Raw genomic sequence first — 23,991 nt, forward strand, 5'->3', positions numbered from 1 at the left:
ATGCTCGCCTCCCTTGTGCGCGCCGCGATCCGGCAGCGCATGATCGTCGTCGTCGTCGCGATGGTGTTGCTGGCCTTCGGCATCGACGCCGCCCGCAGGCTGTCGGTCGACGCCTTCCCCGACGTCACCAACGTGCAGGTCCAGATCGCGACCGAGGCCCACGGCCGCTCGCCCGAAGAGGTCGAGCGCTTCGTGACGGTGCCCCTCGAGATCGCGATGACCGGCCTGCCCGGCCTCGAGGAGATGCGCTCGCTGAACAAGCCCGGCCTGTCGCTGATCACGCTGGTCTTCACCGACGACACCGACGTCTACTTCGCCCGCCAGCTGGTCATGGAGCGGATGATGGAAGTCGGCTCGCGCCTGCCGCCCGGCGTCATGCCGGTGCTCGGGCCGGTGTCCACCGCGCTCGGCGAGGTCTACCAGTACACGCTGGAGCGCCCCGACGACGGCGAACGCGCCCTCACGCCGGCCGAGCTGACCGAGCGCCGCACGGCACAGGACTGGGTGGTCAGGCCGCTGCTGCGCTCGATCCCGGGCGTGGCCGAGATCAACTCGACCGGCGGCTACGTGCGGCAGTACCAGGTGCTCGCCGATCCGGACCGGCTGCGCTATCACGGCCTGGATCTCGCCGACGTGCATCGCGCGCTGGCCAGCAACAACGCCAACTCGGGCGGCGGAATCCTGGTGCAGGGCGCCGAGCAGTACCTGGTGCGCGGCGTCGGGCTGATCGGCGGGCTGCAGGACATCGAGACGATCGTGATCAAGGAGTCGGGCGGCACGCCGGTCTACCTGCGCGACGTCGCCCAGGTCACGCTGGGCGAGGAAGTCCGCTACGGCGCGATGATCAAGGACGGCTACACCGAGGCGGTCGGCGGCATCGTGATGATGATCCGCGGGGGCAACGCCAAGGAGGTCGTCGAACGCGTCAAGCAGCGGGTGCAGGAGATCAACGACCGGGGCATGCTGCCGGGCGGCCTGAAGATCGTGCCCTACTACGATCGTTCCGAGCTGGTGGACGCCGCGCTGTGGACGGTCACCAAGGTGCTGCTCGAGGGCGTCGTGTTCGTGATGGTCGTGCTCTTCCTGTTCCTGGGCGACCTGCGCTCGAGCCTGATCGTGATCGCAACGCTGGCGCTGGTGCCGCTGGCGACCTTCATCGTGATGAACCAGGTCGGGCTGTCGGCCAACCTGATGTCGCTGGGCGGCATGGCGATCGCGATCGGGCTGATGATCGACGGCTCGGTGGTCGTCGTGGAGAACGCGCACGCCAGGATCGCGGCGCGCCCCGGGGAGAACCGCGCGCGGGTCGTGCTCGACGCGGTCCGGGAGGTCGCGACCCCGGTGGTCTTCGGCATCGGCATCATCATCCTGGTCTTCCTGCCGCTGATGACGCTGCAGGGGATGGAGGGCAAGATGTTCGCGCCGCTGGCCTACACGATCGCGATCGCGCTGGCGATCTCGCTGCTGGTCGCGCTCACGCTCACGCCGGCGCTGTCCTCGTACCTGCTGCGCGCCCCGGCCGGGCACGGCGACCACGATACCCGGCTGGTGGCCTTCCTGAAGCGCGGCTACCTGCGCCTGCTCGGTCTGGCGCTGGCGCGCGAGCGCACCACGCTGGCGCTCGCCGCGGCGGCCTTCGCCGGCGCGCTCGCGCTGCTGCCCATGCTGGGCACCTCGTTCATCCCCGAGATGAAGGAGGGCTCGGTCTCGCCGAACATGGACCGGGTGCCGAACATCTCGCTGAACGAGTCGCTCGCGATGGAGATGGAGGCCGTGAAGCTGATCCGCGAGGTGCCCGGCGTGAAGACCGTCGTCTCGCGGCTGGGCCGCGGCGACAGTCCCGCCGATCCGGCGGGCCCCAACGAGGCCGACGTGATCGCCACGCTGCTGCCGCGCGACCAGTGGCCCGAGGGCTGGACGCAGGACGACATCGCGCACGAGATGCGCCAGCGGCTGATCGGCTTCCCCGGCGTGCAGGTCGCGATGGCCCAGCCGATCTCGGACCGCGTCGACGAGATGGTCACCGGCGTGCGCTCCGACGTCGCGGTGAAGATCTTCGGCGACGACATGGAGACGCTGCGGGAGAAGGCCGAGGAGATCGCGCGGATCGCCGCGACCGTTCCGGGCATGCGCGACCAGCGGGTCGAGCGCGTGGGCGGCCAGCAGTACCTGACGCTGGCCATCGACCGGCAGGCGATCGCGCGCGCCGGGCTCAACGCCTCGGACGTGCACGACGTGATCGAGATGGCGATCGGCGGCAAGGTGGCCACCGAGATCTACGAGGGCGAGCGCCGCTTCCAGGCAGTCGTGCGGCTCCCCGAGCCGGTGCGCGACTCGGTCGACGACATCCGCGGGATCACGCTGACCGCGCCGAACGGAGCGCTGGTGAAGCTGGACAGCCTGGCCCGGATCGAGGTGGCCGACGGCCCGGCGCAGGTCAGCCGCGAGGGCGGCAAGCGGCGGATCGTGGTCGGGATCAACGTGCAGGACCGGGACCTGGGCGGCTTCGTGGCCGAGCTTCGCGAGCGCGTCGAACGGGAGGTCGAACTGCCCGAGGGCTACTACTTCGAGTGGGGCGGAACCTTCCAGAACATGGAGCGGGCGCTGGGCCACCTGACGATCATCGTGCCGGTCACGATCGCGGCGATCTTTTTCCTGCTGTTCGTGCTGTTCGACTCGGTGCGCTTCGCGGGGCTGATCATCACGGTGCTGCCCTTCGCGTCGATCGGTGGCGTGGTGGGCCTGTACCTGACCGGCGAGTACCTGTCGGTGCCGGCCTCGGTGGGCTTCATCGCGCTGTGGGGCGTCGCGGTGCTCAACGGCGTGGTGCTGGTGAGCTTCATCCGCAAGCTCAGGGCGGAGGGGCGCAGCGTGGCGCAGGCGGTCGCCGAGGGCGCCGCGGCGCGCTTCCGGCCGGTGATGATGACGGCGATCGTGGCGATGCTGGGCCTGGTGCCCTTCCTGTTCGCGACCGGGCCCGGCTCGGAGGTCCAGCGGCCGCTGGCGATCGTGGTGATCGGCGGCCTGATCACCTCGACGCTGCTCACGCTGGTGGTGCTGCCGCTGCTCTACCGCTGGGTGGACCGGGAGCGCGCGGTGGAGGTGTAGGGTGGACGGAGGCGGGCCCGCAGGCCCGCCCGCCTTCCGGACGGGGCCTCCCCGCAGAGAGGAGGCCTCTTCCCTGCTTCAGACGCCGGCCCTGGCCCGTAGCTCGGCGACCTTGTCGGCGCGCTCCCAGCTGAACTCGGGCTCGTCGCGGCCGAAGTGGCCGTAAGCGGCGGTCTTCTCGTAGATCGGCCGCAGCAGGTCGAGCATCTTCACGATGCCCTTGGGCCGCAGGTCGAAGACCTCCTGGACGATCTTCGACAGCTTGCCGTCGTCGATCTTGCCGGTGCCCTGCGTGGTGACCATCACCGAGGTCGGCTTGGCGATGCCGATCGCGTACGAGACCTGCACCAGGCACTTGCTGGCCAGGCCGGCGGCCACGATGTTCTTGGCCACGTAGCGGGCGGCATAGGCGGCCGAGCGGTCGACCTTGGACGGGTCCTTGCCCGAGAACGCGCCGCCGCCGTGCGGGGCCGCGCCGCCGTAGGTGTCGACGATGATCTTGCGTCCGGTCAGGCCGCAGTCGCCCTGCGGGCCGCCGATCACGAAGCGCCCGGTGGGGTTGATCAGGTAGCGGACCTCGCCCTTGATCAGCTCTTTCGGAATGACCGGCTTGATGATCTCCTCGATCACCGCCTCGCGGATCAGCGCCTGGCTGATGTCGGGCGAGTGCTGCGTCGACAGCACCACGGTGTCCACCGAGGCGGGCTTGCCGTCGGCGTAGCGCAGCGTGACCTGCGACTTGGCGTCGGGGCGCAGCCAGGCCAGCTTGCCGCTGTTGCGCAACTGCGACTGCCGCTCCACCAGCCGGTGCGAGTAGTAGATCGCGGCGGGCATCAGCTCCGGGGTCTCGTCGCAGGCGTAGCCGAACATCAGGCCCTGGTCGCCGGCGCCCTGGTCGAGATTGTCGTCGCCGGCGCGGTCCACGCCCTGGGCGATGTCCTGCGACTGCTTGTCGTAGGCCACCAGCACCGCGCAGCCCTTGTAGTCGATGCCGTACTCGGTGTTGTCGTAGCCGATGCGCTTGAGCGTGTCACGCGCGACCTTGATGTAGTCGACGTTGGCGGCGCTGGTGATCTCGCCGGCCAGCACGACCAGGCCGGTGTTGCACAGGGTCTCGGCGGCGACGCGCGAGTGCGGGTCCTGCGCGAGCAGGGCGTCGAGGATGGCGTCGGAGATCTGGTCGGCGACCTTGTCCGGATGGCCTTCGGAAACCGACTCGGAGGTGAACAGGAACTCGTTTGACAAGACACTTCTCCAGTGGGACTCGGACGGTGGGCCTGTCGAGGGATTCGGCCCGGTCGGCGCAGCCGGCTTGCGGAGAAGCGGCGACGCTTTAGCGGTATTTCCCCGCGGCCCTTCGGCCCCGGGCGTCGCCCCGCAAGTTGTCCATTAAACCGGCGACGCGCGGATTATATCGGCCGATCGGGCTCGCGGCTAACCCGCCACCGGCATCGACTAGACTTCGCCGATCCGGAACGCCCCATGCCCGAGCCCGAGTACCCCCACGACAGCCAGGACACCGGCCGCACCGCCAGCGATCGCGCGGGCGGCGATCTCGCGTCCGCGCCGCGCGAGGGGTTCGGCGCCCGCGCGCTGGCCGGGGTCCTCCAGGCGCTCGGCCGGCTGCCGCTGCCGGTGCTGCGCGGCATCGGCGCGCTGGCCGGCGTGCTCGTCTTCGCCGCCTCGGGGGCCTATCGACGCAAGATCGTCGCGAACCTGCGGCGCGCCGGCCATCCGGGTCGGGCGACTGCCTTGCGGGCCGCGGCCGGCGCCGGCCGGACGGTCTTCGAGCTGCCCTGGATCTGGGGCAGGCCGCCCGAGGCGCTGGCCGCCCGGATGACCTGCGCCGACGAGGCCCTGCTCGACGCGGCCGAGGCGGAGGGGCGCGGGATCCTGTTCCTGACCCCGCACCTGGGCGCCTTCGAGGCGACGGCGCGCTGGTACGCGCGCCGGGCGCCGATCACGGTGATGTTCCGCGAGCCCCGCAAGGCGCTGATCCGGCCGCTGGTGCGGCAGTCGCGCAACACCGCGTCGATGCGGGCGGTGCCGGCGGCGATGGCCGGCGTGCGCGCGATGCTGCGCGCGCTGCGGGCCGGCGAGGCGGTCGGTATCCTTCCGGACCAGGTGCCCGGCGAGGGCGAAGGCGAATGGGCGCCCTTCTTCGGCGAGCCCGCCTGGACGATGACCTTGCCCCGGCGGCTGGCGCAGGCCACCGGCGCGGCGGTGATGGTGGCGGTGGGCGAGCGGGTGCCGGGCGGCTGGCGGCTGCACCTCGAGCGGCTGGCCGAGGCGCCGACGCCGGAAGCGCTGAACGCCTGCATGGAGCGGCTGATCCGGCGCTGGCCGGACCAGTATCTGTGGGGTTACAACCGGTACAAGCGTCCAGCCGGGCGCTAGCCGGGCCGGCGGCGCCCGGCCGGCACGGATCCGGGATTCGAACGAAGGGACGTCAGGGAAGCACGATGGGGGAAAGGCTCGAGCGTTTCGGTCTCGCCGCGTTGCGCGCGGTGTCCAGGCTGCCGTATCCGGTGCTGCGCCGGCTGGGCGAGGCCGTGGGCTCGCTCGCCTGGTGGCTGGCCGCGCCGCGGCGGCGCATCGCGCTCACCAACCTGCGGCTGTGCTTTCCCGACTGGACCGACGCGAAGCGCCGACAGGTGGCCCGCGACCACTTCCGCTACTACGTGCGCAGCTTCCTCGAGCGCTTCGTGTTCTGGTACGGGTCGCCCGAGCGGATCCGGGCCCTGTGCCAGGTGGAGGGGATCGAGCACCTGGAGGCGCATCACGGCAAGCCGATGATCCTGCTCGCGCCGCACTTCCTCGGGCTGGATGCCGGCGGGACCCGCCTGCAGGCCGACCGGCCGGTGGCCTCGATGTACGCCGCACAGAAGAGCCGGGTGCTGACCGAGGCGATGACCCGGGGGCGCTCTCGCTTCCATCCCGAGGCCTCGACGATGATCCTGCGCACCGAGGGCCTGCGCGCCGCGCTCAAGCCGATCCGCGACGGGATTCCCTTCTATTTCCTGCCCGACATGGACCTGGGCCCGCGCGACGCGGTCTTCGTGCCCTTCTTCGGCGTGCCGGCCGCGACGGTCACCTCGATGGCGCGACTGGCGAAGATCACGAAGGCGGTGATCGTGCCCTGCATCACCCGGATGACCGACGAGGGCTACGTGGTGCGCGTGTACCCGGCCTGGGAGGACTACCCGGTGGGCGACGCCGAGGCCGACGCGCTCCGGATGAACGCTTTCATCGAGGCGCGCGTGCTCGAGATGCCGGCCCAATACCTCTGGACGCACAAGCGCTTCAAGACGCGGCCGCCGGGCGCGCCCGACCTCTATGGCCGGCGCACGGGCGAGGGCGACTGATGCCGGGGCGCACGCGGCGATCGGCGATAATTCGGGCATGAAGCTGCGATTCACCAAGATGCACGGTGCCGGCAACGACTTCGTCGTGATCGACGGCGTTCGCCAGCGCATCGACTTCACGCCCGGGCAATGGCGCCGGATCGCCGACCGCCACTTCGGCATCGGGGCCGACCAGGTCCTGCTGGTCGAGCCGGCACCTGCCGGTTCGGACGTCGACTTCCGCTACCGGATCTTCAATGCCGACGGCGGCGAGGTCGAGCAGTGCGGCAACGGCGCGCGCTGCTTCGTGCGCTTCGTGGTCGACCAGGGGCTGACGGCCAAGCGCGCGATCCGCGTGGCCACGATGTCCGGCGTGATCGAACCCAGGCTCGAGGCCGACGGCCGGATCACCGTCGACATGGGCCCGCCGGCCTTCGAGCCGGCCCGCATCCCCTTCGATGCCGCGGGACTGGCGCCGCGCCCCCAGGGGCAGGACGACACCTGGCCCCTGGCGGTCGACGGCGCCACCCGCTGGATCTCGGTGGTCTCGATGGGCAATCCGCACGCGGTGCAGTTCGTCGACGACGTCGACACCGCGCCGGTCGCTTCCGAAGGGCCGCTGATCGAGCATTCGCCGCGCTTTCCGGCCCGGGTCAACGCCGGCTTCGCGCAGCCGGTTCCGGGCGGGATCCGCCTGCGGGTCTGGGAGCGGGGCGCCGGCGAGACGCTGGCCTGCGGCACCGGCGCCTGCGCCGCGGCAGTGGCCGCGATCCGGCGCGGGCTGGCTATCTCGCCGGTGCAGGTGCATACCCGCGGCGGACTGCTGAGCATCGCCTGGGACGGTGGCAGCGTGTTCATGACCGGCCCGGCCGCCACCGTTTTCGAGGGCGAGATCGATCTCGCCGCACTCCCTTCACCGGATTCCGAATGAGCGACACCGCAATCGACACCGACGCCGTCGCGCGCTACCTGCGCGATCACCCCGAGTTCTTCGACCAGCACGCCGACCTGCTCGGCACGATCACCCTGCCGCACCCGCACGGCGGCCGTGCGATCTCGCTGCAGGAGCGGCAGGTCGAGGTGCTGCGCGAGCGGCACCGCACGCTCGAGCTCAAGCTCGCCGAGCTGATCCGGATCGGCGAGGAGAACGACGCGATCGGCAGCAAGCTGCAGAAGTGGACCCGGCAGCTGCTGCTGGCCGGCGACGCTGGCCGCTTGCCCGACATCGTGGTCGACGGGCTCGGCACGATCTTCTCGGTGCCGCAGGTCGCGATGCGCCTGTGGGGCCTGCGCGACGAGTGGGCGAATCTCGAGTGCGCCCAGCCGGTGCCGGTCGACGTGATCACGCTGGCCAACAGCATGCCCCAGCCCTTCTGCGGGCCGAACTCCGATTTCCAGGCCGCCACCTGGCTGCCCGAGGGCGGGCGCGACACCCGGTCGATCGCGCTGCTGCCGCTGCGCAAGGGCGTCGATCCCAAGGCCTTCGGCCTGCTGGTGCTGGGCTCGGCCGACGCCGACCGCTTCCGCAGCGGCATGGGCACCGCGTATCTCGAGCGCATCGCCGAGATGGCGAGTGCGGCGCTGTCGCGGCTGGCCGACTGATCGGATCGCAGACGGGATCGGGCGATCGGCGCAGGTGGACCATGAGCCAGGTCGACCGCTACCTCCTGCGCCTCGCCGCCGAGCGTGGCTGCTCGCCGCGCACGATCGCCGGCTACCGGGCCGACCTGGCCATCCTGGCCCGGCTGGCCGAAAAAGGGCCGAGCGCCGCCGTCGCGACTGCCGCGGCTGCCGCGCCCGAGGCGGCCCGCCCGCCCCCTGCGGAGCCGCGCTGGACCTCGGTCGGCGAGCATGCGCTGCGCCGCTGGATCGCCGCGGAGTCGCGCGCGGGACGCGCGCCCAGGTCGATCGCGCGCCGGCTGTCGGCGTGGCGTGGTTTCTATGACTGGCTGTCCGCCGAGGGGCTGGCGGCCGCGAACCCGGCGCGCGGGGTGCGGGCGCCGCGCGCCTCGAAGCGCCTGCCCAAGGCGCTGTCGCCCGACCAGGCGGCCAGCCTGATGCAGGCCGCGCCGTCCGACGACTTCGAGTCGCTGCGCGACGCGGCCATGCTCGAGCTTCTCTATTCCTCGGGCTTGCGCCTGTCCGAGCTGACTTCGCTCGATGTGCGCTACTTCGAAGGCCGCGAATCGGACGACCGCGGCGCCGTCGCCGGGGCGCCGGCGCCGAACGCCCCGGCAGCGCCCTCGGCCAGCTGGTACGCGGCCAGCGAGTCCGAAGTCACCGTCACCGGCAAGGGCGGGCGGCGGCGCACGGTGCCCGTCGGCGCCCTGGCCCGCGAGGCGCTGGGCCGCTGGATCGCGGCCCGCGCCGACTGGCTGGCCGCGCATCCGGCCGCCGACCCGCGGCCACTGTTCCTGTCGGCCCAGGGGCGCCGGCTGGCCAATCGCACGGTGCAGGCGCGGCTGCGCCGGCTGGCGATCGAGCGGGGCATCCCCGCCAAGGTGCACCCGCACGTGCTCAGGCATTCGTTCGCCAGCCACCTGCTGCAGTCCAGCGGCGACCTGCGTGCGGTCCAGGAACTGCTCGGCCACGCGAGCATCGCGACCACGCAGATCTACACCTCGCTGGATTTCCAGCGGCTTGCCGCGGTCTACGACGCTGCGCACCCCAGGGCCCGAAAACGCTGATCCTTGCCGGCAGCTGTAAACTTCGCCAGGGCGTTCGGACAAATGCAATCGAATGTCAGAAACCTGGAGGCCAGCAGTCGATGAGCCAGGCAAGTCAGCGGAAGTCGATCGAGCAGCTCGTGGCGGGCGACCCGCCGGCCGCGGTCGATTCGCCGGCGGATTCGCTGGCCGCGGTCGGCCAGGCACAGGCGCGGGCCCGCGCGATGATCCGCGGGGTCGGCGCTCGGCTGACCGGTCCCCGCCTGCGCGTGCTCAGCGAACTGCTGCGCGCGGACCAGGCGCTCACCCACCTGGACCTGCAGCGGCGGGTCGAGGACGGCGCAGAGGCCATCGACCGGGTGACGCTGTACCGGGTGCTCGACTGGCTGGCCGACAATGGGCTGGCGCACCGGGTCGCAGGGCCTGACAGGGTCTTCAGGTTTTCGGCGCGATCGACCGAAACGCCGCACGGGCACTTTCGTTGCGTGCAGTGCGGCCGCATGTATTGTCTCGGCGCCTCGGCCGATCTCGCGCGCAGCGTGCTGGCCACGCTGCCCGACGGGTTCACCGAGCAGCGGGTGGAAGTGACGGTTTCCGGGCTGTGCGCCGACTGCGCGCCAGCCCATTGACAGAACGGAGCAGGACGGAATGGCGGGCAATCAGGTTCCGGTGACCATCCTCACCGGGTTTCTGGGCAGCGGCAAGACCACGCTGCTGAACCGGATCCTCAAGGAAGACCACGGCCACCGCATCGCGGTGATCGAGAACGAGTTCGGCGAAGAGGGCGTCGACAACGACCTCCTGCTTCAGGAGCGCGACGAGCAGATCGTCGAGATGAACAACGGCTGCATCTGCTGCACCGTGCGCGGCGACCTGATCCGGATCCTGGGCGACCTCGCCGAGCGCCGCGAGGCGGGCGAAATCGCCTTCGACCGGGTCATCATCGAGACCACCGGCATGGCCGATCCGGGCCCGGTGGCGCAGACCTTCTTCATCGACGACGAGATCGCCGATCGCTACCTGCTCGACGCGGTGATCACCGTGGTCGACGCGGTGCACGGCGACAAGCAGCTCGACGAGCACACCGAGGCCCAGGAGCAGGTCGGTTTCGCCGACCGGATCCTGATGTCCAAGGTCGACCTGGCCGACCCGGCCGCGCAGGAGCGCCTGCGCGAGCGGCTGATGCGAATCAACCCGCGCGCGCCGATCAAGCCCGTGAATTTTGGCAATGCGCCGATCGCCGAGATCCTGGACATTCGGGGCTTCAACCTGAACGCGATCCTCGAGATCGATCCGGAGTTCCTGACCAGCGACGAGCACGAGCACAACGACGCGATCCAGTCCTTCGTCTTCCGATCGAAGAAGCCCTTCGACCCGGCGAAGCTCGAGGATTTCCTGTCGGGTGTGATCCAGGTTTACGGCCCGGACCTCTTGCGGTATAAAGGCGTGCTTTTCATGAAGGGGTCCGACCGCCAGACCGTCTTCCAGGGCGTCCACATGATGATGGGCGCGGACACCGGGCGCCGCTGGCAGCCTGGAGAAAAACCGTCGAGCAAGATGGTTTTCATCGGACGGAACCTCCCCCGCGACATGATCGTCAAGGGCCTGGAGCAGTGCCTGGCCTGAGCGGCCGGCGTTTCGACGCCCCGCCCGGCGCCACCGTTTCACCAAGCAGCAAGTCACCGGTACGACAGATGGCCGCAACGAAAGAACTGAAGATCCCGACCGAGGAGCAACTGCTCAAGATGCCCGAGTCGGACTACATGAACGAGGCCCAGCTGGCCTTCTTCCGCGCGCGCCTGCAGCAGATGGAGAAGGAGATTCTCGTCAATGCCGGCGAGACCACCGAGCACCTGCGCGAGACGGTCATCGTGCCCGATCCGGCCGACCGGGCCACGATCGAGGAAGAGCACGCGCTCGAGCTGCGCACCCGCGATCGCGAGCGCAAGCTGCTGAAGAAGATCCAGCAGGCGCTGGCCAGCATCGATTCGGGCGAGTACGGCTACTGCGAGGAGACCGGCGAGCCGATCGGCATTCCGCGCCTGTTGGCCCGGCCCACCGCCACGCTCTCGCTCGAGGCGCAGCAGCGTCGCGAGCTGCGCCAGAAGCTGTACGGCGACTGAGAGCGCGCCTCGGCCGGAGCCGCGCGTCAGAACCGCGCGCGAACGCCGGCGACCAGGCTGCGCCCCGGCATCGGCACCGAGTCCTTCACGAACGAGGTGTGCAGCCTGATCGGCGCATCCAGCAGGTTGCGCCCCTGCAGGAACAGCGTGGCCTCGGCGCCCGACGGCAGCCGGATGCGCCGGGCGATCTCGGCATCCAGGCGCTGGTAGCCGTCGGTGGGCGTCTCGAGGGCGGCGATCCGTTCCTGCCGGCGCACCGATAGCCAGTTCACGAACCCCGACCAGTCGCCTTGCGCCCACTCGGCGCCAAGGCCGACTCGCGCCGGGGCCATCCGCGGCAGGTTCCCGCCGTCTTCGATGCGTCCGCGGGCGACGTCCGCGAAGGCGCGCCACTGCAGCGCCGATCCTTCCGGCTTCAGGACGACCTCGGCCTCGACACCGTGGAATCGGGCTTTCGCCCGGTCGTATTCGATCCTGAGCAGCTCGCCGGCTCCCGGCGACAGGGCTGCGTTGGCGATCGCGCCGGTTTCGTCGACCCGGTCTGCGAGGCCGTCGCCGTTCAAGTCGGAGGCACGCCCGTACAGATAGTCGCCGAATCGATTGGCGTAGACGCCCGCCTTCCAGCGCAGGATCCCTTCCGTCTTGCGCAGGGACAGGTCGAGATTCGTCGAGCGCTCGTGCGGAAGGCCCGGGTTTCCGATCTCGAAGGTGCCGGTCGCGGCGTGGGGGCCGTTGGCGTAGAGCTCGTCGGCGACCGGCGCCCGGGCGGCGAGGCCGAGCACGATCGACGCTTCGTAACCGGTTCTCAGGGGGAGCGTCGCGGCGACCGAGAGCGAGTTCATCGAGAAGTCGCGTCCCGGGCTGCCCCAGTCGCCGTCGGGCCGCAGTCGCGTCGATTCGTGCCGGGCGCCGAGTTCGAGCCGGACCTTGCCGATCCTTCGCTCGGCCACCCAGAACAGCGCCCGCATCGTGTCGTCGTTGTCGGGCAGATAGGCCTCCTCGCCGCTCACCCGCAGCGAGCGCTCGCGCCACTGCAGGCCGAAAGCGCCCCGCAGTCCGGCAACTGGCGCGTGCAGCAGCTCGATGCGCGCCTCGCGTCCGCGACTGCGAAAGCTGGTTCCGACCTCGCCGCCGGGCGCCTCGACCTCGTCGTGGCGATAGCGGCTGTCGGCGTACTTCAGGCGCAGCATCTCGAGGCCGGGGATCGGCGTGTCGAACTCGCCGAGCAACTCCGAGCGCTCGCGCGACATCCGGATGAAGACGTCTTCCTCGGCAGGAATCCCGTAGCGGGAGTCGTAACTCGAATGCGACATGCCCAGCATGCCCCAGTCGGCCACGCGCGAAGCGCCCACCGACGCACCTCGGGCCCGGGTGGCGCTGTTCGGCAGGCGTCCGGAGGCGCTGGTCGGGTCGCCGACGACCGCGACGCCGGGAAAGCGGTAGTCCTCGCTTCGGCGCGCGAAGCCGGACACCGTCCAGTTCCAGCCGTCCTTGCCTGCTCGAAGGGCCGCCGCGGCCTGTCGACCCGTCGCGCCGCTGTCGACCGAGGCCTGGGCTTCGCCCGAGAGGCCGTCCAGCCGGGAAACCGGGATCTCGTCGCCGACCAGATTGACGAGCCCCCCGATCGCCGAGCCGCCGTAGGGCAGCGTTGCCGGTCCGCGCAGGATCTCCACGCTGCGCAGGGTGAGCGGGTCGTCGGCGACCGCGTGATCGGGACTCGACGCCGAGACATCGAACAGATCGAGCCCGTTGCGGGCAATGCCCACGCGTGGGCCATCGAAGCCGCGGATGACCGGGCGCCCGGCCGAGAGCCCGAATCCGCTGTCGTGCACGCCGGGCTCGCCCGCGAGCGTGGCGCCCAAGCTTGGCGCCGTGCGCTGCTTCAGTCTGGCCCCGGTCAGGACGGATGCCGGTTGGGCCGTGTCGACCAAGGGGGTCTGAAGCGGCGACGCGGTGATGGTGACCTCGGGCAGGGTCTCCGCCGCGACCGTGGCGGACGTGCCCCCAGCCTCAGGTTGGGGCTGGGCATTCGGCGATGTCGGCGCGATCAGCAGGGCGACGAAGGGGAGGGCCCGAAGGCTCGCGCGGGAGTTCGATGCTTTCATGCCATGTTGTTGTAAATGCAACTTGGATGCGAAAGATATCACGACACGCGACGACAGGCTGCGGCGCGCCGACCCGCGGTTCTCGGCGCAGGTTCCCCACTTAAGGGTGCGTGCTAGACTGGTCCGTTCCGTGCCAACGTGAGCAACGACTCCTCAGGAAGCGTTCCCCAGCCCGTGGTGTTCTCGATCTTCAGCCGGAAAGGAAAGCACCCCTCGCGGCGCGACCGATCCGCCGGCTCGCAGGAGCAGCCGGCCGATCGCTCATTCGAGGGCGAGCGCCAGGCGGGCGAACGCCCGCCGGCGCCCGACACGCTTGCCGCGCGCCGCGAGGCCGCCCGGCTCACCGCCGAGAAGATCGACCGGATCGAATCCGAGATGATCGCCGACGGCGTCCGGCCGTCTGCGACATCGGCGCCGCCGCTGGCCGCCGAGACCATGCCGGTGCCGGTGGCCGTGGTGGCGCCGCCTTCGCGGCCGGTCACCGACCTGATGCAGGGCACGACTTCGGTGGCGCTGGGCGACCCGTCGAACGCCATGGCGATCGACATCAACGCCTCGTCGCTGCCCGGCGCGCTCGAAGAAGCCGCAATCCTCTACGCCAACGGCCAGGCGGGCGCTGCGGCCTCAGCGCTCAAGCAGGCGCTTGCCGAATCCGAACTGGGCGGATACCAGCAGCTGGGCTGGCTGATGCTGCTCGACCTTTACCAGCTCACTGGCGACAAGGCCGCATTCGAGTCGCTTGCGCTCGACTACGCCGCGCGCTTCGAGTCCTCGCCGCCCGCCTGGGCCGAGGCGGCCGAGGCGGGCGGCGCCGATGCGCGCCAGGCCGTGGGCGCCGTGGTCGCGCTGCCGGCCCGGCTCGACGACTCGGTGGGCAACCGCATCGACCTGATCGAACGGGGCATGGAGCGGCGGCGCGAGACCATCGTCGACTGCGGGCCGCTGCAGCATGCCGACGCGGCCGGCGCGGCCCGGATGCTGGCGCTGTTCGCGCAGGCCGGCAAGGCCGCAGGGCGCCACGTGCTGGTGGTGCGCGGTGCGCAGAAGCTCTTCGACGCGGCTCGCGCGGCGATCGAGCCCGGTCGGCGGGACGACGGCGACGCCTGCTGGATGCTCGCGCTGTTCGCCCTGCGACTGCTTGGCCAGGAACAGGCCTTCGAGGACCTCGGCATCGAGTATTGCGTGACCTACGAGGTCTCGCCGCCGTCCTGGGAGCCCTTGCCGGCGGCGATCCGCGCAGCCGAGGGCGGCGGGCCGGGCGCCGGCGGGGCGAAGACCCGCGCGAGCGCCTCGCCGCCGGTCGAGCCGAACGCCTTCGTGCTCTCCGGCGAAGTCACCGGCCGCGCGGCCGCGGAGCTCCGCGCCCTGAAGGCCTTCTCGGCCGGACGCTCCGACGTCGTCGTCGATTGCCGGAACCTGCGCCGCCTCGAGTTCCTGACGGTCGGCGAACTGCTGAACGAGGTGGTGAATCTGCGCTCGGCCGGCAAGCAGGTACTGTTCGCCGAGCCCAACCGGCTGGTGCTGGCGCTGATGCTGGTGATGGGCCTGCAGGAACTCGCCGAGATCCGCAAGCGTAAAATCTGAGGCCCCCTCAGGGCACTCTTGAGCCGGCCCGATCCGGCCCCATATCCGCACGATGGAACAATTTCACGGAACCACGATCGTGTCGGTCCGCCGCGGCGACATGGTCGCGCTGGGCGGCGACGGACAGGTCACCCTGGGCTCGGTCGTCATCAAGGCGGGCGCGCGCAAGGTACGGCGCCTCCATCACGACCGCGTGCTGGCCGGCTTCGCCGGCGGAACCGCCGACGCCTTCACGCTGTTCGAGCGTTTCGAGGCCAAGCTGGACAAGCACTCCGGCCACCTGGTACGCGCGGCGGTCGAGCTGGCCAAGGACTGGCGCACCGACCGGATGCTGCGTCGGCTCGAGGCGATGCTGGCGGTGGCCGACCGCGAGGCCTCGCTGGTGATCACCGGCAACGGCGACGTGCTCGAACCCGAGCACGGGCTGATCGCGATCGGCAGCGGCGGCTCCTACGCGCAGGCCGCGGCCCGCGCGCTGCTGGAGAACACCGAGCTCGACGCGGAGACCATCGTTCGAAAGTCGCTGTCGATCGCCGGCGACATCTGCATCTACACCAACCACCAGCACACGGTCGAGACGCTCCGATGACCTGGATGACCCCCGAAGAGATCGTTTCCGAGCTCGACAAGCACATCGTCGGGCAGGTGGCGGCCAAGCGCGCGGTGGCCATCGCCCTGCGCAACCGCTGGCGCCGCCAGCAGGTGGCCGAGCCGCTTCGCCACGAGATCACGCCGAAGAACATCCTGATGATCGGGCCCACCGGCGTGGGCAAGACCGAGATCGCGCGCCGGCTGGCGCGGCTGGCCAATGCGCCTTTCATCAAGGTCGAGGCGACCAAGTTCACCGAGGTGGGCTACGTGGGCCGCGACGTGGACACCATCATCCGCGACCTGGCCGAAGTGTCGGTCAAGCAGACCCGCGAGCAGGAGAAGAAGAAGGTCGAACAGCGCGCGCTCGACGCCGCCGAGGACCGGGTGCTCGACGCGCTGCTGCCGCCGCCGCGCAACGTGGGCTTCTCCGACTCGGCTGGCGAGACTGCAGACTCCGCCACCCGCCAGAAGTTTCGCAAGAAGCTGCGCGAAGGCGAGCTCGACGACCGCGAGATCGACATCGAGCTCGCCTCGGCAATGCCCACGGTGGAGCTGGCCGGGCCGGCCGGCATGGAGGAGATGACGCAGCAGCTGCAGTCGCTCTTCTCCAACCTGCCGGGGCGCAAGCGCGAGCGCAAGCTGAAGATCCGCGACGCGATGAAGCTGCTGGCCGACGAGGAAGCGGCCAAGCTGGTCAACGACGACGAGATCAAGACCAAGGCGCTGGCCTCGGTCGAGCAGAACGGCATCGTGTTCATCGACGAGATCGACAAGGTCGCCTCGCGCAGCGACAGCCACGGCGCCGACGTCTCCCGCCAGGGCGTGCAGCGCGACCTGCTGCCGCTGGTCGAAGGCACCGCGGTCAACACCCGCTATGGCGTGGTGCGCACCGATCACATCCTGTTCATCGCCTCGGGCGCCTTCCACCTGTCGCGCCCCTCGGACCTGATTCCCGAGCTTCAGGGCCGGCTGCCGATCCGGGTGGAGCTCGACTCGCTCACCGCCGACGACTTCGTGCGCATCCTGTCCGACACCGACGCGAGCCTGGTCAAGCAGTACCAGGCCCTGTTCGAGACCGAAGGCGTTGCGCTCGAGTTCACCCATGACGGCGTGCGCAGGCTCGCCGAGACCGCCTTCTCGGTCAACGAGAAGACCGAGAACATCGGCGCGCGGCGGCTGTCCACCGTCATGGAGCGCCTGCTCGAGGAGGTGTCCTTCGGCGCCTCGCGCCGAACCGGCCAGACGATCCGCATCGACGCGGCTTTCGTGGACGAGCGGCTCGGCGCGCTGGCCAGGAGCGAGGATCTGTCGCGCTACATCCTCTGATGAGGGGCTCCGGCGGCCGGTTTTCGGCGTCGGCGGCGGGCTTCGATAGAATGCCCGCTTCCGCCGCTCCGTGACCTCGCCCCGATGCCAGCCGACACGCCCGCCCGCGCGCGCGCGAGTTTCGATTTCAAGCGAACGACCTTTCCCCTCGTCTCGCTCGTGCTGAGGACTCCGGACATCTCGGAGCTGCAGCGCGAGTTGCACGAACGGCTGGGCGATTCCCCGGATTTCTTCGACCAGGACCTGCTGGTGGTGAACCTGGCCGCGGTTCGCGACGAGGCGTCGCCGATCGACTTCCGCGCGCTCGTGGCGCTGCTGCGCAGCTACCGGGTGCAGCCGATCGGCGTCCACGGCGGCAGCCCCGAGCAGATGGCGGCGGCGGCGGCGGCGGGCTTGGTGACCACCCCCGAGGTGTCGGCCGCGAAGTCGATGGCGAAGTCGGCCACGGCCCAGCAGGCGGAACCCGCGCAGAAGCCGGCCGAGTCGGCGCAGAAGTCGCCCGCCCTCGCGAAGACCGTGGTCATCGACAAGCCGCTGCGCTCCGGCCAGCGGGTCTACGCCAAGGGCGCGGACCTGGTCGTGCTCGAGGTGGTGAGCTTCGGCGCCGAAGTCTTCGCGGACGGCAACATCCACGTCTACGCGCCGTTGCGCGGGCGCGCGGTGGCGGGCGCGCGCGGCAACGTCGACGCGCGGATCTTCAGCACCTGCCTCGACCCGCAGCTGGTGGCGATTGCGGGCGTCTACCGCACCATCGAGACACCGTTGCCCGCCGACGTGGCGGGCAAGCCGGCCCAGGTCCGTCGCGTGGGCGACAGCCTGGTCATCGAACCTCTCTGAAACACCGGATACCGAAGGAATTTTCCATGACAAGAATCGTCGTCGTGACGTCCGGCAAGGGCGGGGTCGGGAAGACCACGACCAGCGCCAGCTTCGCCGCGGGCCTTGCCCTGCGCGGCTTCAAGACCGCGGTCATCGACTTCGACGTGGGCCTGCGCAACCTCGACCTGATCATGGGGTGCGAGCGCCGCGTGGTCTACGACCTGATCAACGTCATCCAGAAGGAAGCGACGCTGAACCAGGCGCTGATCCGCGACAAGCAGTGCGACAACCTCTACGTGCTGGCCGCCTCGCAGACCCGCGACAAGGAAGCGCTCACCATGGAGGGCACCAAGCGCGTGCTCGACGATCTGGCGGGCATGGGCTTCGACTACATCGTCTGCGACTCGCCGGCAGGCATCGAGACCGGCGCGCTCACCGCGATGCACTACGCCGACGAGGCGCTGGTGGTCACCAACCCGGAAGTCAGCTCGGTGCGCGACTCCGACCGCATCCTGGGCATGCTCGGCTCCAAGACCCAGCGCGCGATCGACGGCGGCGAGCCGATCAAGGAGCACCTGCTGATCACCCGCTACAACCCCAACCGGGTCGAGGACGGGCAGATGCTGTCGCTTGAGGACATCCAGGACATCCTGCGGATCCCGCTGATCGGCGTGATCCCCGAGTCCGAGACTGTGCTGCAGGCCTCGAACCAGGGCGTGCCGGCGATCCACATGAAGGGCTCGGACGTGGCCGAGGCCTACTCCGACGTGATCGCGCGCTTCCTGGGCGAGGACCGGCCGCTGCGCTTCGTGGAAGCGCAGAAGCAGGGCTTCTTCAAGCGCCTCTTCGGCGGGAGATGACGAGATGTCGCTGTTGTCGTTCTTTCTCGGCGAGAAGAAGAAGTCGGCCCACGTGGCCAAGGAGCGCCTGCAGATCATCCTGGCGCACGAGCGCGTGGGCCGGGGCGAGGGCAGGCCCGACTACCTGCCCCAGCTGCAGCGCGAGCTGGTGGCGGTCATCTCGAAGTACGTGTCGGTGCAGCCCGAGGACATCAAGGTGAACTTCGAGCGGCAGGACGATCTCGAGGTGCTCGAAGTCAAGATCGAGATGCCCGAGCGCGCGCCCGCCCGCTGACACGCAGGAAGTCCAGCCCGATGAGTTGAGCCGCCGGGGTCATCGGGGGCCGATCCCGGCCCCGCGGATCGCCTCGCCCCAGCGCCGGGTCTCGCGTTCGAGCAGGGCCGCGAGTTCGGCCGGGCCGCCCGCCTGCGGGCGCACGCCGAGGCCCTGCAGGCGTTGCCGGACGGCGGGATGGGCCAGCGCTTGTCGGGCTGCCGCCTCGAGCCGGGCGATGACCGGGGCGGGGGTGCCCGCCGGGGCCGCCAGCGCGTTCCAGGACGCGACCTCGTAGTCGGGAATGCCTGCCTCCTGCACCGTCGGCACCGCCGGCAGGGCGGGATTGCGGCGGGCTGCGCCGACCGCGAGCGCACGCAGCGTGCCCGCCTCGAGCTGGGGCAGCAAGGGCGCGAGGATCTCGAAGGCGAGGTCGATCACGCCGGCGCGCAGCGCCGTGAGCACCGCCGGCGTGCCCTTGTACGGGACGACGATCGCCTCGATGCCGGCGCGCCGCAGGAAGATCTCGGCCGCCAGGTGTTGCGTGGACCCGATCGCGACCGTGCCGACGGTGAGCTCGCCGGGCCGGGCGCGCGCATTGGCGACCAGCTCGCCCAGCGTGCGGAAGCGCGAACCGGCGCTCACGGACAACGCAAGGTCGAAGAAGCCCAGCGTGCCCACCGGCGCGAGATCGCGCGAGACGTCGTAGGGCAGCTTGCGAAACAGGCTCGCGCTGATCGCATTGGCGTTGCTCAGCAGCAGCAGCGTGTGGCCGTCGGGGGCTGCACGCACCGCGGCGCCGGTGGCGGCGATGCCGCCCGCGCTGGGGCGGTTGTCGACGACGATGGGCTGGCCGAGCGATTCCGACATGGCGGTGGCCACCGCGCGGGCGGTCAGGTCGGCCACGCCGCCGGGGGCGAAGGGGACGATCAGCGTGAGCGGCCGCGATGGCCAGGCCGGCTGCGCCACGACGTCGCATGCCAGGGCCGAGGCCGCGCCGGCGGCGGCCGCACGCAGCAGCGCACGGCGGGAATCGCTGTCCGGCGCGTCGCGCATCAGGCGCTGTGCGCGAGTTGCTGCTCGAGCTGGTGCAGCGTGCGGTAGCAGGGCAGCACCTTGGCCACGCTCGCGTTCGGCTCGCGGCTCTCGCGGATCGCGGCGAAGAACTCGCGGTCCTGCAGCTCGATGCCGTTCATCGACACGTCGACCTTCGACACGTCGATCTTCTGCTCCTTGCCGTCGACCAGGTCGTCGTAGCGGGCGATGTAGGTGCCCTTGTCGCAGATGTAGCGGAAGAAGGTGCCCAGCGGCCCGTCGTTGTTGAAGGACAGGCTCAGCGTGCAGAGCGCGCCGGTGCTCGCCTTGAGCTGGATCGACATGTCCATCGCGATGCCGAGCCCCGGGTGGATCGGGCCCTGCAGCGCATTGGCTGCCACGATCTCGCCGCCCGCCTGGTACGCGAACAGGTCGACCGTGTGCGCGGCGTGGTGCCACAGCAGATGGTCGGTCCAGCTGCGCGGCTGGCCCAGCGCGTTCATGTTCGTGCGACGGAAGAAGTAGGTCTGCACGTCCATCTGCTGGATGGCGAGCTCGCCGGCGGCGATCCTGCGGTGGAGCCACTGGTGGCTCGGGTTGAAGCGGCGGGTGTGACCGCACATGGCCACCAGCCCGGTCTGCTTCTGCAGCGCGACCACCGCCTCGGCGTCGGCCAGGCTGTCGGCCAGCGGGATCTCGACCTGAACGTGCTTGCCGGCCTTCATGCAGGCGATCGCCTGCGAGGCGTGCATCTGCGTGGGGGTGCACAGGATGACCGCGTCGACTTCCTTCAGCGCCAGGCTCTCGGCCAGGTCGGTGGTCACGTGGCCGATGCCGAACTTCTCGGCGACCGGCTTCGTCTTGTCGAGCTGGCGACCGACCAGCGACACGACTTCGACGCCGTCGATGTTGCGAATGCCTTCCAGGTGCTTGATGCCGAATGCGCCGGCGCCTGCCAGCGCGACCTTGATCGTCTTCATGTTCGCTCCATGCTCGTTCTTCGCCCGGGACGCTTCGGCGTTCCTCGCGCGAGGCGCCTCAATGCGGGTTCTCGAGGATCAGGTGGCCGACCGCGGTGTTCGACGCCGGCACGTGGTAGAAGCGGTGCGCCACCGTCGGCGGCCTGCCGCCGGCCAGGTCGGCCATCGCGCCGCGGGCGATCAGCCACATGACCAGCTCGATACCCTCGGAACCTGCCTCGCGCACGTAGTCGATGTGTGGCATCTCGGACAGCCCCTTCGGGTCGGCGATCAGCCTGTCCAGGAAGGCGTTGTCGAACTCGCGGTTGATCAGCCCGGCGCGCGGCCCCTGCAGCTGGTGGCTCATGCCGCCCGTGCCCCAGACCTGGACCTTCAGCGGCTCGTCGTAGGACTCGACCGCGCGGCGGACCGCCTGGCCCAGCTGGAAGCAACGCCGCCCCGATGGGACCGGGTACTGGACCACGTTGACCGCGAAGGGGATCACCGGGCAGGGCCAGGCTTCGGGCTGGCCGCACATCAGCGACAGCGGCACGGTAAGGCCGTGGTCGACGTCCATCCGGTTCACGACCGTCAGGTCGAAGTCCTCCTGGATCACCGAATGCGCGATGTGCGCGGCCAGTTCCGGATGACCGATCACCTTGGGCACCGGCCGCGGGCCCCAGCCCTCGTCGGCCGGCTGGAACTCGGCCGCACAGCCGATCGCGAAGGTCGGGATGATGTCCAGGCTGAAGGCATTGGCGTGGTCGTTGTAGACCAGGAAAATCACGTCCGGCCGGTTGTCGCTCAGCCACTGCCTGGAGAAGTCGTAGCCGGCGAAGACCTTCTGCCAGTAGGGTTCGTGCGTCTTGCCCAGGTCGAGCGCCGCGCCGATGGCCGGCACGTGCGAGGTGTAGACGCTTGCGGTGACCCAGGCCATCACGACTTCTCCCCGATGCAGCGGTTGCCCTCGATCGAGCGGCCGCCGCGGACCATCATGTCGCGGTATTCCTCTTCGGTCATGCCGGTCATGCTGCCCGCCATCTGCTGGAAGCTCTTGCCGTCGGTGGCGCCGATCTTCGCCAGGAAGTAGATGTTGCCGCCCAGCTCGATGCAGCGGTTCAGGTCGCGCGCCAGCACCGCCTGTTTCTGCGCTTCGGTCATCGGCCACTCGTCGAGGTAGGCGCGCTCGTTCGCCTTGAAGCGCGCGCGGTTCTCGGCCTTCATCAGCGACATGCAGAACTGGTTCAGGTGATAGCCCTTGCGCGACTGCTCGGCGTCGAAGATCGTGGTGCCGGGAATGTCCTTGTACGGCTTGTCGAGCGGCATGGCTTCGCTCCTCAGCGCGCGGGGCCGGCGGAGGCGAGCTCCGGCCAGTAGAGCCGCGTCGGGTTGTCGACCAGCAGCTTGCGCTGCAGCTCGGCCGTGGTGGCGATGTGCGGGATGAAGTCGACCAGCAGGCCGTCGTCGGGCATGTGGTCCTTCAGGTTCGGGTGCGGCCAGTCGGTGCCCCACAGCACGCGGTCCGGAAAGGTCTCGACGATGCGCCGCGCGAACGGCACCACGTCGCGATAGGCCTTGCGCTCGCCGTTCAGCGCGGGCGGGCCCGACACGCTCAGCCGCTCCGGGCAGCTGACCTTGGACCAGACGTTCGGGTAGTCGCGCATGAGCTTCACGAACAGCTCGAACTCGGGGCCGTCCACCGGCTTCGTCACGTCGGGCCGGCCCATGTGATCGACCACCACGGTGGTGGGCAGCGCGGTGAAGAAGTCCCACAGCTCGGGCAGGTCGGCCGCCTCGAAGTAGATCACCACGTGCCAGCCGAGCGGCGCGATCCGCGCGGCGATCTCCATCAGCTCGTCCTTGGGCGTGAAGTCGACCAGGCGCTTGACGAAATTGAAGCGCACGCCGCGCACGCCGGCCTCGTGCATCGCGCGCAGCTCCTCGTCGCTCACGCTGCGGCGCACGGTGGCCACGCCGCGCGCGCGGCCGTTCGAGTGGACCAGCGCGTCGACCATCGCCCGGTTGTCGGCGCCGTGACAGGTGGCCTGCACGACCACGTTGCGCTCGAAGCCGAGGTGGTCGCGCAGCGCGTAAAGCCGGTGCTTCGAGGCGTCGCAGGGCGTGTACTTGCGCTCGGGCGCGTAGGGGAACTCGGCGCCCGGCCCGAACACGTGGCAGTGCGCGTCGACGCTGCCGGGCGGTACCCGGAACCGCGGCTTCGATGGGCCGGCGTACCAGTCGAGCCAGCCGGGGGTCTTCTGGAAGTCCATCCTCGCCTCCGTCACGCCTTCGGCTTCACGCGGGCCAGGATGCGATCGGCCTCGGTGCGCCAGTCGGGGCTGCGCGCGAATTCCTTGCTGTCGCGCGCGCCGAACAGGCCCGCGTCGGCCAGGTCGGCCACCCAGGCCTGGCGCTCGGCGGTGCCGCCGGCCGACCAGGGCTCGAGCCCGATCTCGCGCACCGTCTGCGCCACTTCACGGACTTCCTCGCTGCGGCGGCGGCCGTGCTCGACGACCCGCTGGAAGAAATAGGCACCCTGCTTCTCCCAGTCGATGCCGGGGAAGGTCTCGTACAGCGAGGCGATCACCGCGTCTTCCACGCCGTAGGCGCGCGCGGCGGTGAAGCTCTCGATGACCATGGCCTCCAGGCCCTTGATCATCACGCTGCGGCACATCTTGGTGGCCGAGGCCACGCCCAGGCGCTCGCTGGCCACCTTGGCATCGAAGCCGAGCAGCCTGACCAGCGGCTCGAGCACGGCGGCGCTGGCGCCGCCCAGCAGCAAGGGCACGCGGATCCGGTAGGGCGGGATCGAGGTCATCACCGCGCCCTCGACGTAGCGCCCGCCGGCCGCGTCGATCAGCGCGGCCGCGCGCTGCTTGGCGCCGGGCGAGGCCGAGTTGAAATCGAGGAAGAAGGCGCCGGGCCGCACCGCCGGCGCGCAGGCCTGCGCCACCGGCACCGCCTGGCTGGCGGTGACGGCCGAGACGATGAGGCCGGCTTCACGGGCCAGCGCGGCGTGCGAGCCGGCCAGCGCGACGCCGTGCGCCGCGGCGTGCTCGCGCAGCGGCGCGGCCTGCTCGCCGGCGAGCTTCAGGTCGAAGGCCGACACGGCGACGCCCTTCGCGCGCAGGTCTTCGGCCAGGATGCGGCCGACCTCGCCGTAGCCGACGAGGCCGACGCGCCACTGCAGGGGATCGGAGGGGATGTTCATCGGGGGA

23 protein-coding genes are annotated in these 23,991 nt (G+C 70.3%); 15 read left to right on the forward strand and 8 right to left on the reverse strand.

Going from position 1 to position 23,991, the window contains the following annotated elements; genetic code table 11:
• Positions 1–3,108: an efflux RND transporter permease subunit gene (locus FHP08_RS11305; RefSeq protein WP_147704561.1), complete on the forward strand. Its 3,108-nt coding sequence runs from the start codon at positions 1–3 to the stop codon at positions 3,106–3,108.
• A 78-nt stretch (positions 3,109–3,186) separates the two neighbouring features.
• Here the strand turns inward: FHP08_RS11305 and metK are convergent, their stop codons facing one another.
• Complete coding sequence (metK, locus tag FHP08_RS11310; protein ID WP_147704562.1) at positions 3,187–4,353, reverse strand: methionine adenosyltransferase; 1,167 nt, start codon at positions 4,351–4,353, stop codon at positions 3,187–3,189.
• Positions 4,354–4,590: 237 nt separating this feature from the next.
• On the opposite strand from metK, the gene FHP08_RS11315 reads away from it, so the two are divergent.
• The 8 genes from FHP08_RS11315 (at position 4,591) to dksA (ending at position 11,241) form a co-directional block, all read left to right on the forward strand.
• The gene (locus FHP08_RS11315; protein ID WP_147704563.1) at positions 4,591–5,505 is read left to right on the forward strand and encodes a lysophospholipid acyltransferase family protein; all 915 of its coding nucleotides are present in this window, start codon (positions 4,591–4,593) and stop codon (positions 5,503–5,505) included.
• A 65-nt stretch (positions 5,506–5,570) separates the two neighbouring features.
• Positions 5,571–6,473, forward strand: coding sequence for an LpxL/LpxP family acyltransferase (locus FHP08_RS11320; RefSeq protein WP_147704564.1), 903 nt, complete (start codon positions 5,571–5,573; stop codon positions 6,471–6,473).
• Positions 6,474–6,510: 37 nt separating this feature from the next.
• A complete protein-coding gene (dapF, locus tag FHP08_RS11325) occupies positions 6,511–7,383 on the forward strand; it encodes a diaminopimelate epimerase (RefSeq protein WP_147704565.1) in 873 nt (290 codons plus the stop codon).
• Positions 7,380–8,054, forward strand: a complete 675-nt coding sequence (locus tag FHP08_RS11330; protein WP_147704566.1) for a DUF484 family protein — start codon at positions 7,380–7,382, stop codon at positions 8,052–8,054. Before dapF ends, FHP08_RS11330 begins: the two co-directional genes overlap by 4 nt.
• Before the next feature lie 41 nt (positions 8,055–8,095).
• Positions 8,096–9,139, forward strand: a complete 1,044-nt coding sequence (locus FHP08_RS11335) for a tyrosine recombinase XerC (RefSeq protein WP_147704567.1) — start codon at positions 8,096–8,098, stop codon at positions 9,137–9,139.
• Positions 9,140–9,219: 80 nt separating this feature from the next.
• Complete coding sequence (locus FHP08_RS11340) at positions 9,220–9,747, forward strand: Fur family transcriptional regulator (RefSeq protein WP_222707874.1); 528 nt, start codon at positions 9,220–9,222, stop codon at positions 9,745–9,747.
• Between the two features lie 19 nt (positions 9,748–9,766).
• A complete protein-coding gene (locus FHP08_RS11345) occupies positions 9,767–10,744 on the forward strand; it encodes a CobW family GTP-binding protein (protein ID WP_147704568.1) in 978 nt (325 codons plus the stop codon).
• Positions 10,745–10,812: 68 nt separating this feature from the next.
• Complete coding sequence (dksA, locus tag FHP08_RS11350; protein ID WP_147704569.1) at positions 10,813–11,241, forward strand: RNA polymerase-binding protein DksA; 429 nt, start codon at positions 10,813–10,815, stop codon at positions 11,239–11,241.
• A gap of 26 nt (positions 11,242–11,267) precedes the next feature.
• Here dksA and FHP08_RS11355 read toward each other — a convergent pair whose 3' ends face one another.
• Positions 11,268–13,346: a TonB-dependent receptor gene (locus tag FHP08_RS11355; RefSeq protein ID WP_147704570.1), complete on the reverse strand. Its 2,079-nt coding sequence runs from the start codon at positions 13,344–13,346 to the stop codon at positions 11,268–11,270.
• A 138-nt stretch (positions 13,347–13,484) separates the two neighbouring features.
• Between FHP08_RS11355 and FHP08_RS11360 the strand changes: the two genes are divergently transcribed.
• The 6 genes from FHP08_RS11360 (at position 13,485) to minE (ending at position 18,800) form a co-directional block, all read left to right on the forward strand.
• Positions 13,485–14,930: an STAS domain-containing protein gene (locus FHP08_RS11360; RefSeq protein ID WP_147704571.1), complete on the forward strand. Its 1,446-nt coding sequence runs from the start codon at positions 13,485–13,487 to the stop codon at positions 14,928–14,930.
• 52 nt (positions 14,931–14,982) lie between these two features.
• The gene (hslV, locus tag FHP08_RS11365; protein WP_147704572.1) at positions 14,983–15,519 is read left to right on the forward strand and encodes an ATP-dependent protease subunit HslV; all 537 of its coding nucleotides are present in this window, start codon (positions 14,983–14,985) and stop codon (positions 15,517–15,519) included.
• Between the two features lie 5 nt (positions 15,520–15,524).
• Complete coding sequence (hslU, locus tag FHP08_RS11370) at positions 15,525–16,847, forward strand: ATP-dependent protease ATPase subunit HslU (protein ID WP_222707884.1); 1,323 nt, start codon at positions 15,525–15,527, stop codon at positions 16,845–16,847.
• 84 nt (positions 16,848–16,931) lie between these two features.
• Complete coding sequence (minC, locus tag FHP08_RS11375; protein ID WP_147704574.1) at positions 16,932–17,684, forward strand: septum site-determining protein MinC; 753 nt, start codon at positions 16,932–16,934, stop codon at positions 17,682–17,684.
• Between the two features lie 26 nt (positions 17,685–17,710).
• On the forward strand, positions 17,711–18,526 hold the full coding sequence (gene minD / locus FHP08_RS11380) for a septum site-determining protein MinD (RefSeq protein ID WP_147704575.1): 816 nt from the start codon (positions 17,711–17,713) through the stop codon (positions 18,524–18,526).
• 4 nt (positions 18,527–18,530) lie between these two features.
• Positions 18,531–18,800: a cell division topological specificity factor MinE gene (minE, locus tag FHP08_RS11385; RefSeq protein WP_147704576.1), complete on the forward strand. Its 270-nt coding sequence runs from the start codon at positions 18,531–18,533 to the stop codon at positions 18,798–18,800.
• Between the two features lie 39 nt (positions 18,801–18,839).
• Here minE and FHP08_RS11390 read toward each other — a convergent pair whose 3' ends face one another.
• Genes FHP08_RS11390 through FHP08_RS11415 form a run of 6 tightly spaced genes read right to left on the reverse strand, consistent with a single transcriptional unit; the run spans position 18,840 to position 23,984 of the window.
• The gene (locus FHP08_RS11390) at positions 18,840–19,835 is read right to left on the reverse strand and encodes a Bug family tripartite tricarboxylate transporter substrate binding protein (protein ID WP_147704577.1); all 996 of its coding nucleotides are present in this window, start codon (positions 19,833–19,835) and stop codon (positions 18,840–18,842) included.
• Positions 19,835–20,794: a Gfo/Idh/MocA family oxidoreductase gene (locus tag FHP08_RS11395; protein ID WP_147704578.1), complete on the reverse strand. Its 960-nt coding sequence runs from the start codon at positions 20,792–20,794 to the stop codon at positions 19,835–19,837. Before FHP08_RS11395 ends, FHP08_RS11390 begins: the two co-directional genes overlap by 1 nt.
• Before the next feature lie 58 nt (positions 20,795–20,852).
• Complete coding sequence (locus tag FHP08_RS11400) at positions 20,853–21,710, reverse strand: class III extradiol dioxygenase subunit beta (RefSeq protein ID WP_147704579.1); 858 nt, start codon at positions 21,708–21,710, stop codon at positions 20,853–20,855.
• The gene (ligA, locus tag FHP08_RS11405; protein ID WP_147704580.1) at positions 21,710–22,099 is read right to left on the reverse strand and encodes a protocatechuate 4,5-dioxygenase subunit alpha; all 390 of its coding nucleotides are present in this window, start codon (positions 22,097–22,099) and stop codon (positions 21,710–21,712) included. The genes FHP08_RS11400 and ligA overlap by 1 nt, the downstream gene beginning before the upstream one ends.
• A gap of 11 nt (positions 22,100–22,110) precedes the next feature.
• Positions 22,111–23,043 carry an amidohydrolase family protein gene (locus FHP08_RS11410; protein WP_147704581.1) on the reverse strand — a complete coding sequence of 311 codons (933 nt, stop codon included), beginning with the start codon at positions 23,041–23,043 and terminating at the stop codon, positions 22,111–22,113.
• Between the two features lie 11 nt (positions 23,044–23,054).
• Positions 23,055–23,984 carry an NAD(P)-dependent oxidoreductase gene (locus FHP08_RS11415; RefSeq protein ID WP_187272271.1) on the reverse strand — a complete coding sequence of 310 codons (930 nt, stop codon included), beginning with the start codon at positions 23,982–23,984 and terminating at the stop codon, positions 23,055–23,057.
• Positions 23,985–23,991: the final 7 nt, after the last annotated feature.

Origin of the sequence: Zeimonas arvi (assembly GCF_008039575.1) — a bacterium.
GTDB lineage: Bacteria > Pseudomonadota > Gammaproteobacteria > Burkholderiales > Burkholderiaceae_E > Zeimonas > Zeimonas arvi.

Excerpts from the sequence above, each read along its gene's own strand:
- FHP08_RS11305 (WP_147704561.1), top strand. The coding sequence starts at position 1 with ATGCTCGCCTCCCTTGTGCGCGCCGCGATCCGGCAGCGCATGATCGTC.
- FHP08_RS11315 (WP_147704563.1), top strand. The coding sequence starts at position 4,591 with ATGCCCGAGCCCGAGTACCCCCACGACAGCCAGGACACCGGCCGCACC.
- FHP08_RS11320 (WP_147704564.1), top strand. The coding sequence starts at position 5,571 with ATGGGGGAAAGGCTCGAGCGTTTCGGTCTCGCCGCGTTGCGCGCGGTG.
- dapF (WP_147704565.1), top strand. The coding sequence starts at position 6,511 with ATGAAGCTGCGATTCACCAAGATGCACGGTGCCGGCAACGACTTCGTC.
- FHP08_RS11330 (WP_147704566.1), top strand. The coding sequence starts at position 7,380 with ATGAGCGACACCGCAATCGACACCGACGCCGTCGCGCGCTACCTGCGC.
- FHP08_RS11335 (WP_147704567.1), top strand. The coding sequence starts at position 8,096 with ATGAGCCAGGTCGACCGCTACCTCCTGCGCCTCGCCGCCGAGCGTGGC.
- FHP08_RS11340 (WP_222707874.1), top strand. The coding sequence starts at position 9,220 with ATGAGCCAGGCAAGTCAGCGGAAGTCGATCGAGCAGCTCGTGGCGGGC.
- FHP08_RS11345 (WP_147704568.1), top strand. The coding sequence starts at position 9,767 with ATGGCGGGCAATCAGGTTCCGGTGACCATCCTCACCGGGTTTCTGGGC.
- dksA (WP_147704569.1), top strand. The coding sequence starts at position 10,813 with ATGGCCGCAACGAAAGAACTGAAGATCCCGACCGAGGAGCAACTGCTC.
- FHP08_RS11355 (WP_147704570.1), bottom strand. The coding sequence starts at position 13,346 with ATGAAAGCATCGAACTCCCGCGCGAGCCTTCGGGCCCTCCCCTTCGTC.
- hslV (WP_147704572.1), top strand. The coding sequence starts at position 14,983 with ATGGAACAATTTCACGGAACCACGATCGTGTCGGTCCGCCGCGGCGAC.
- hslU (WP_222707884.1), top strand. The coding sequence starts at position 15,525 with ATGACCCCCGAAGAGATCGTTTCCGAGCTCGACAAGCACATCGTCGGG.
- minC (WP_147704574.1), top strand. The coding sequence starts at position 16,932 with ATGCCAGCCGACACGCCCGCCCGCGCGCGCGCGAGTTTCGATTTCAAG.
- minD (WP_147704575.1), top strand. The coding sequence starts at position 17,711 with ATGACAAGAATCGTCGTCGTGACGTCCGGCAAGGGCGGGGTCGGGAAG.
- minE (WP_147704576.1), top strand. The coding sequence starts at position 18,531 with ATGTCGCTGTTGTCGTTCTTTCTCGGCGAGAAGAAGAAGTCGGCCCAC.
- FHP08_RS11390 (WP_147704577.1), bottom strand. The coding sequence starts at position 19,835 with ATGCGCGACGCGCCGGACAGCGATTCCCGCCGTGCGCTGCTGCGTGCG.
- FHP08_RS11395 (WP_147704578.1), bottom strand. The coding sequence starts at position 20,794 with ATGAAGACGATCAAGGTCGCGCTGGCAGGCGCCGGCGCATTCGGCATC.
- FHP08_RS11400 (WP_147704579.1), bottom strand. The coding sequence starts at position 21,710 with ATGGCCTGGGTCACCGCAAGCGTCTACACCTCGCACGTGCCGGCCATC.
- ligA (WP_147704580.1), bottom strand. The coding sequence starts at position 22,099 with ATGCCGCTCGACAAGCCGTACAAGGACATTCCCGGCACCACGATCTTC.
- FHP08_RS11410 (WP_147704581.1), bottom strand. The coding sequence starts at position 23,043 with ATGGACTTCCAGAAGACCCCCGGCTGGCTCGACTGGTACGCCGGCCCA.
- FHP08_RS11415 (WP_187272271.1), bottom strand. The coding sequence starts at position 23,984 with ATGAACATCCCCTCCGATCCCCTGCAGTGGCGCGTCGGCCTCGTCGGC.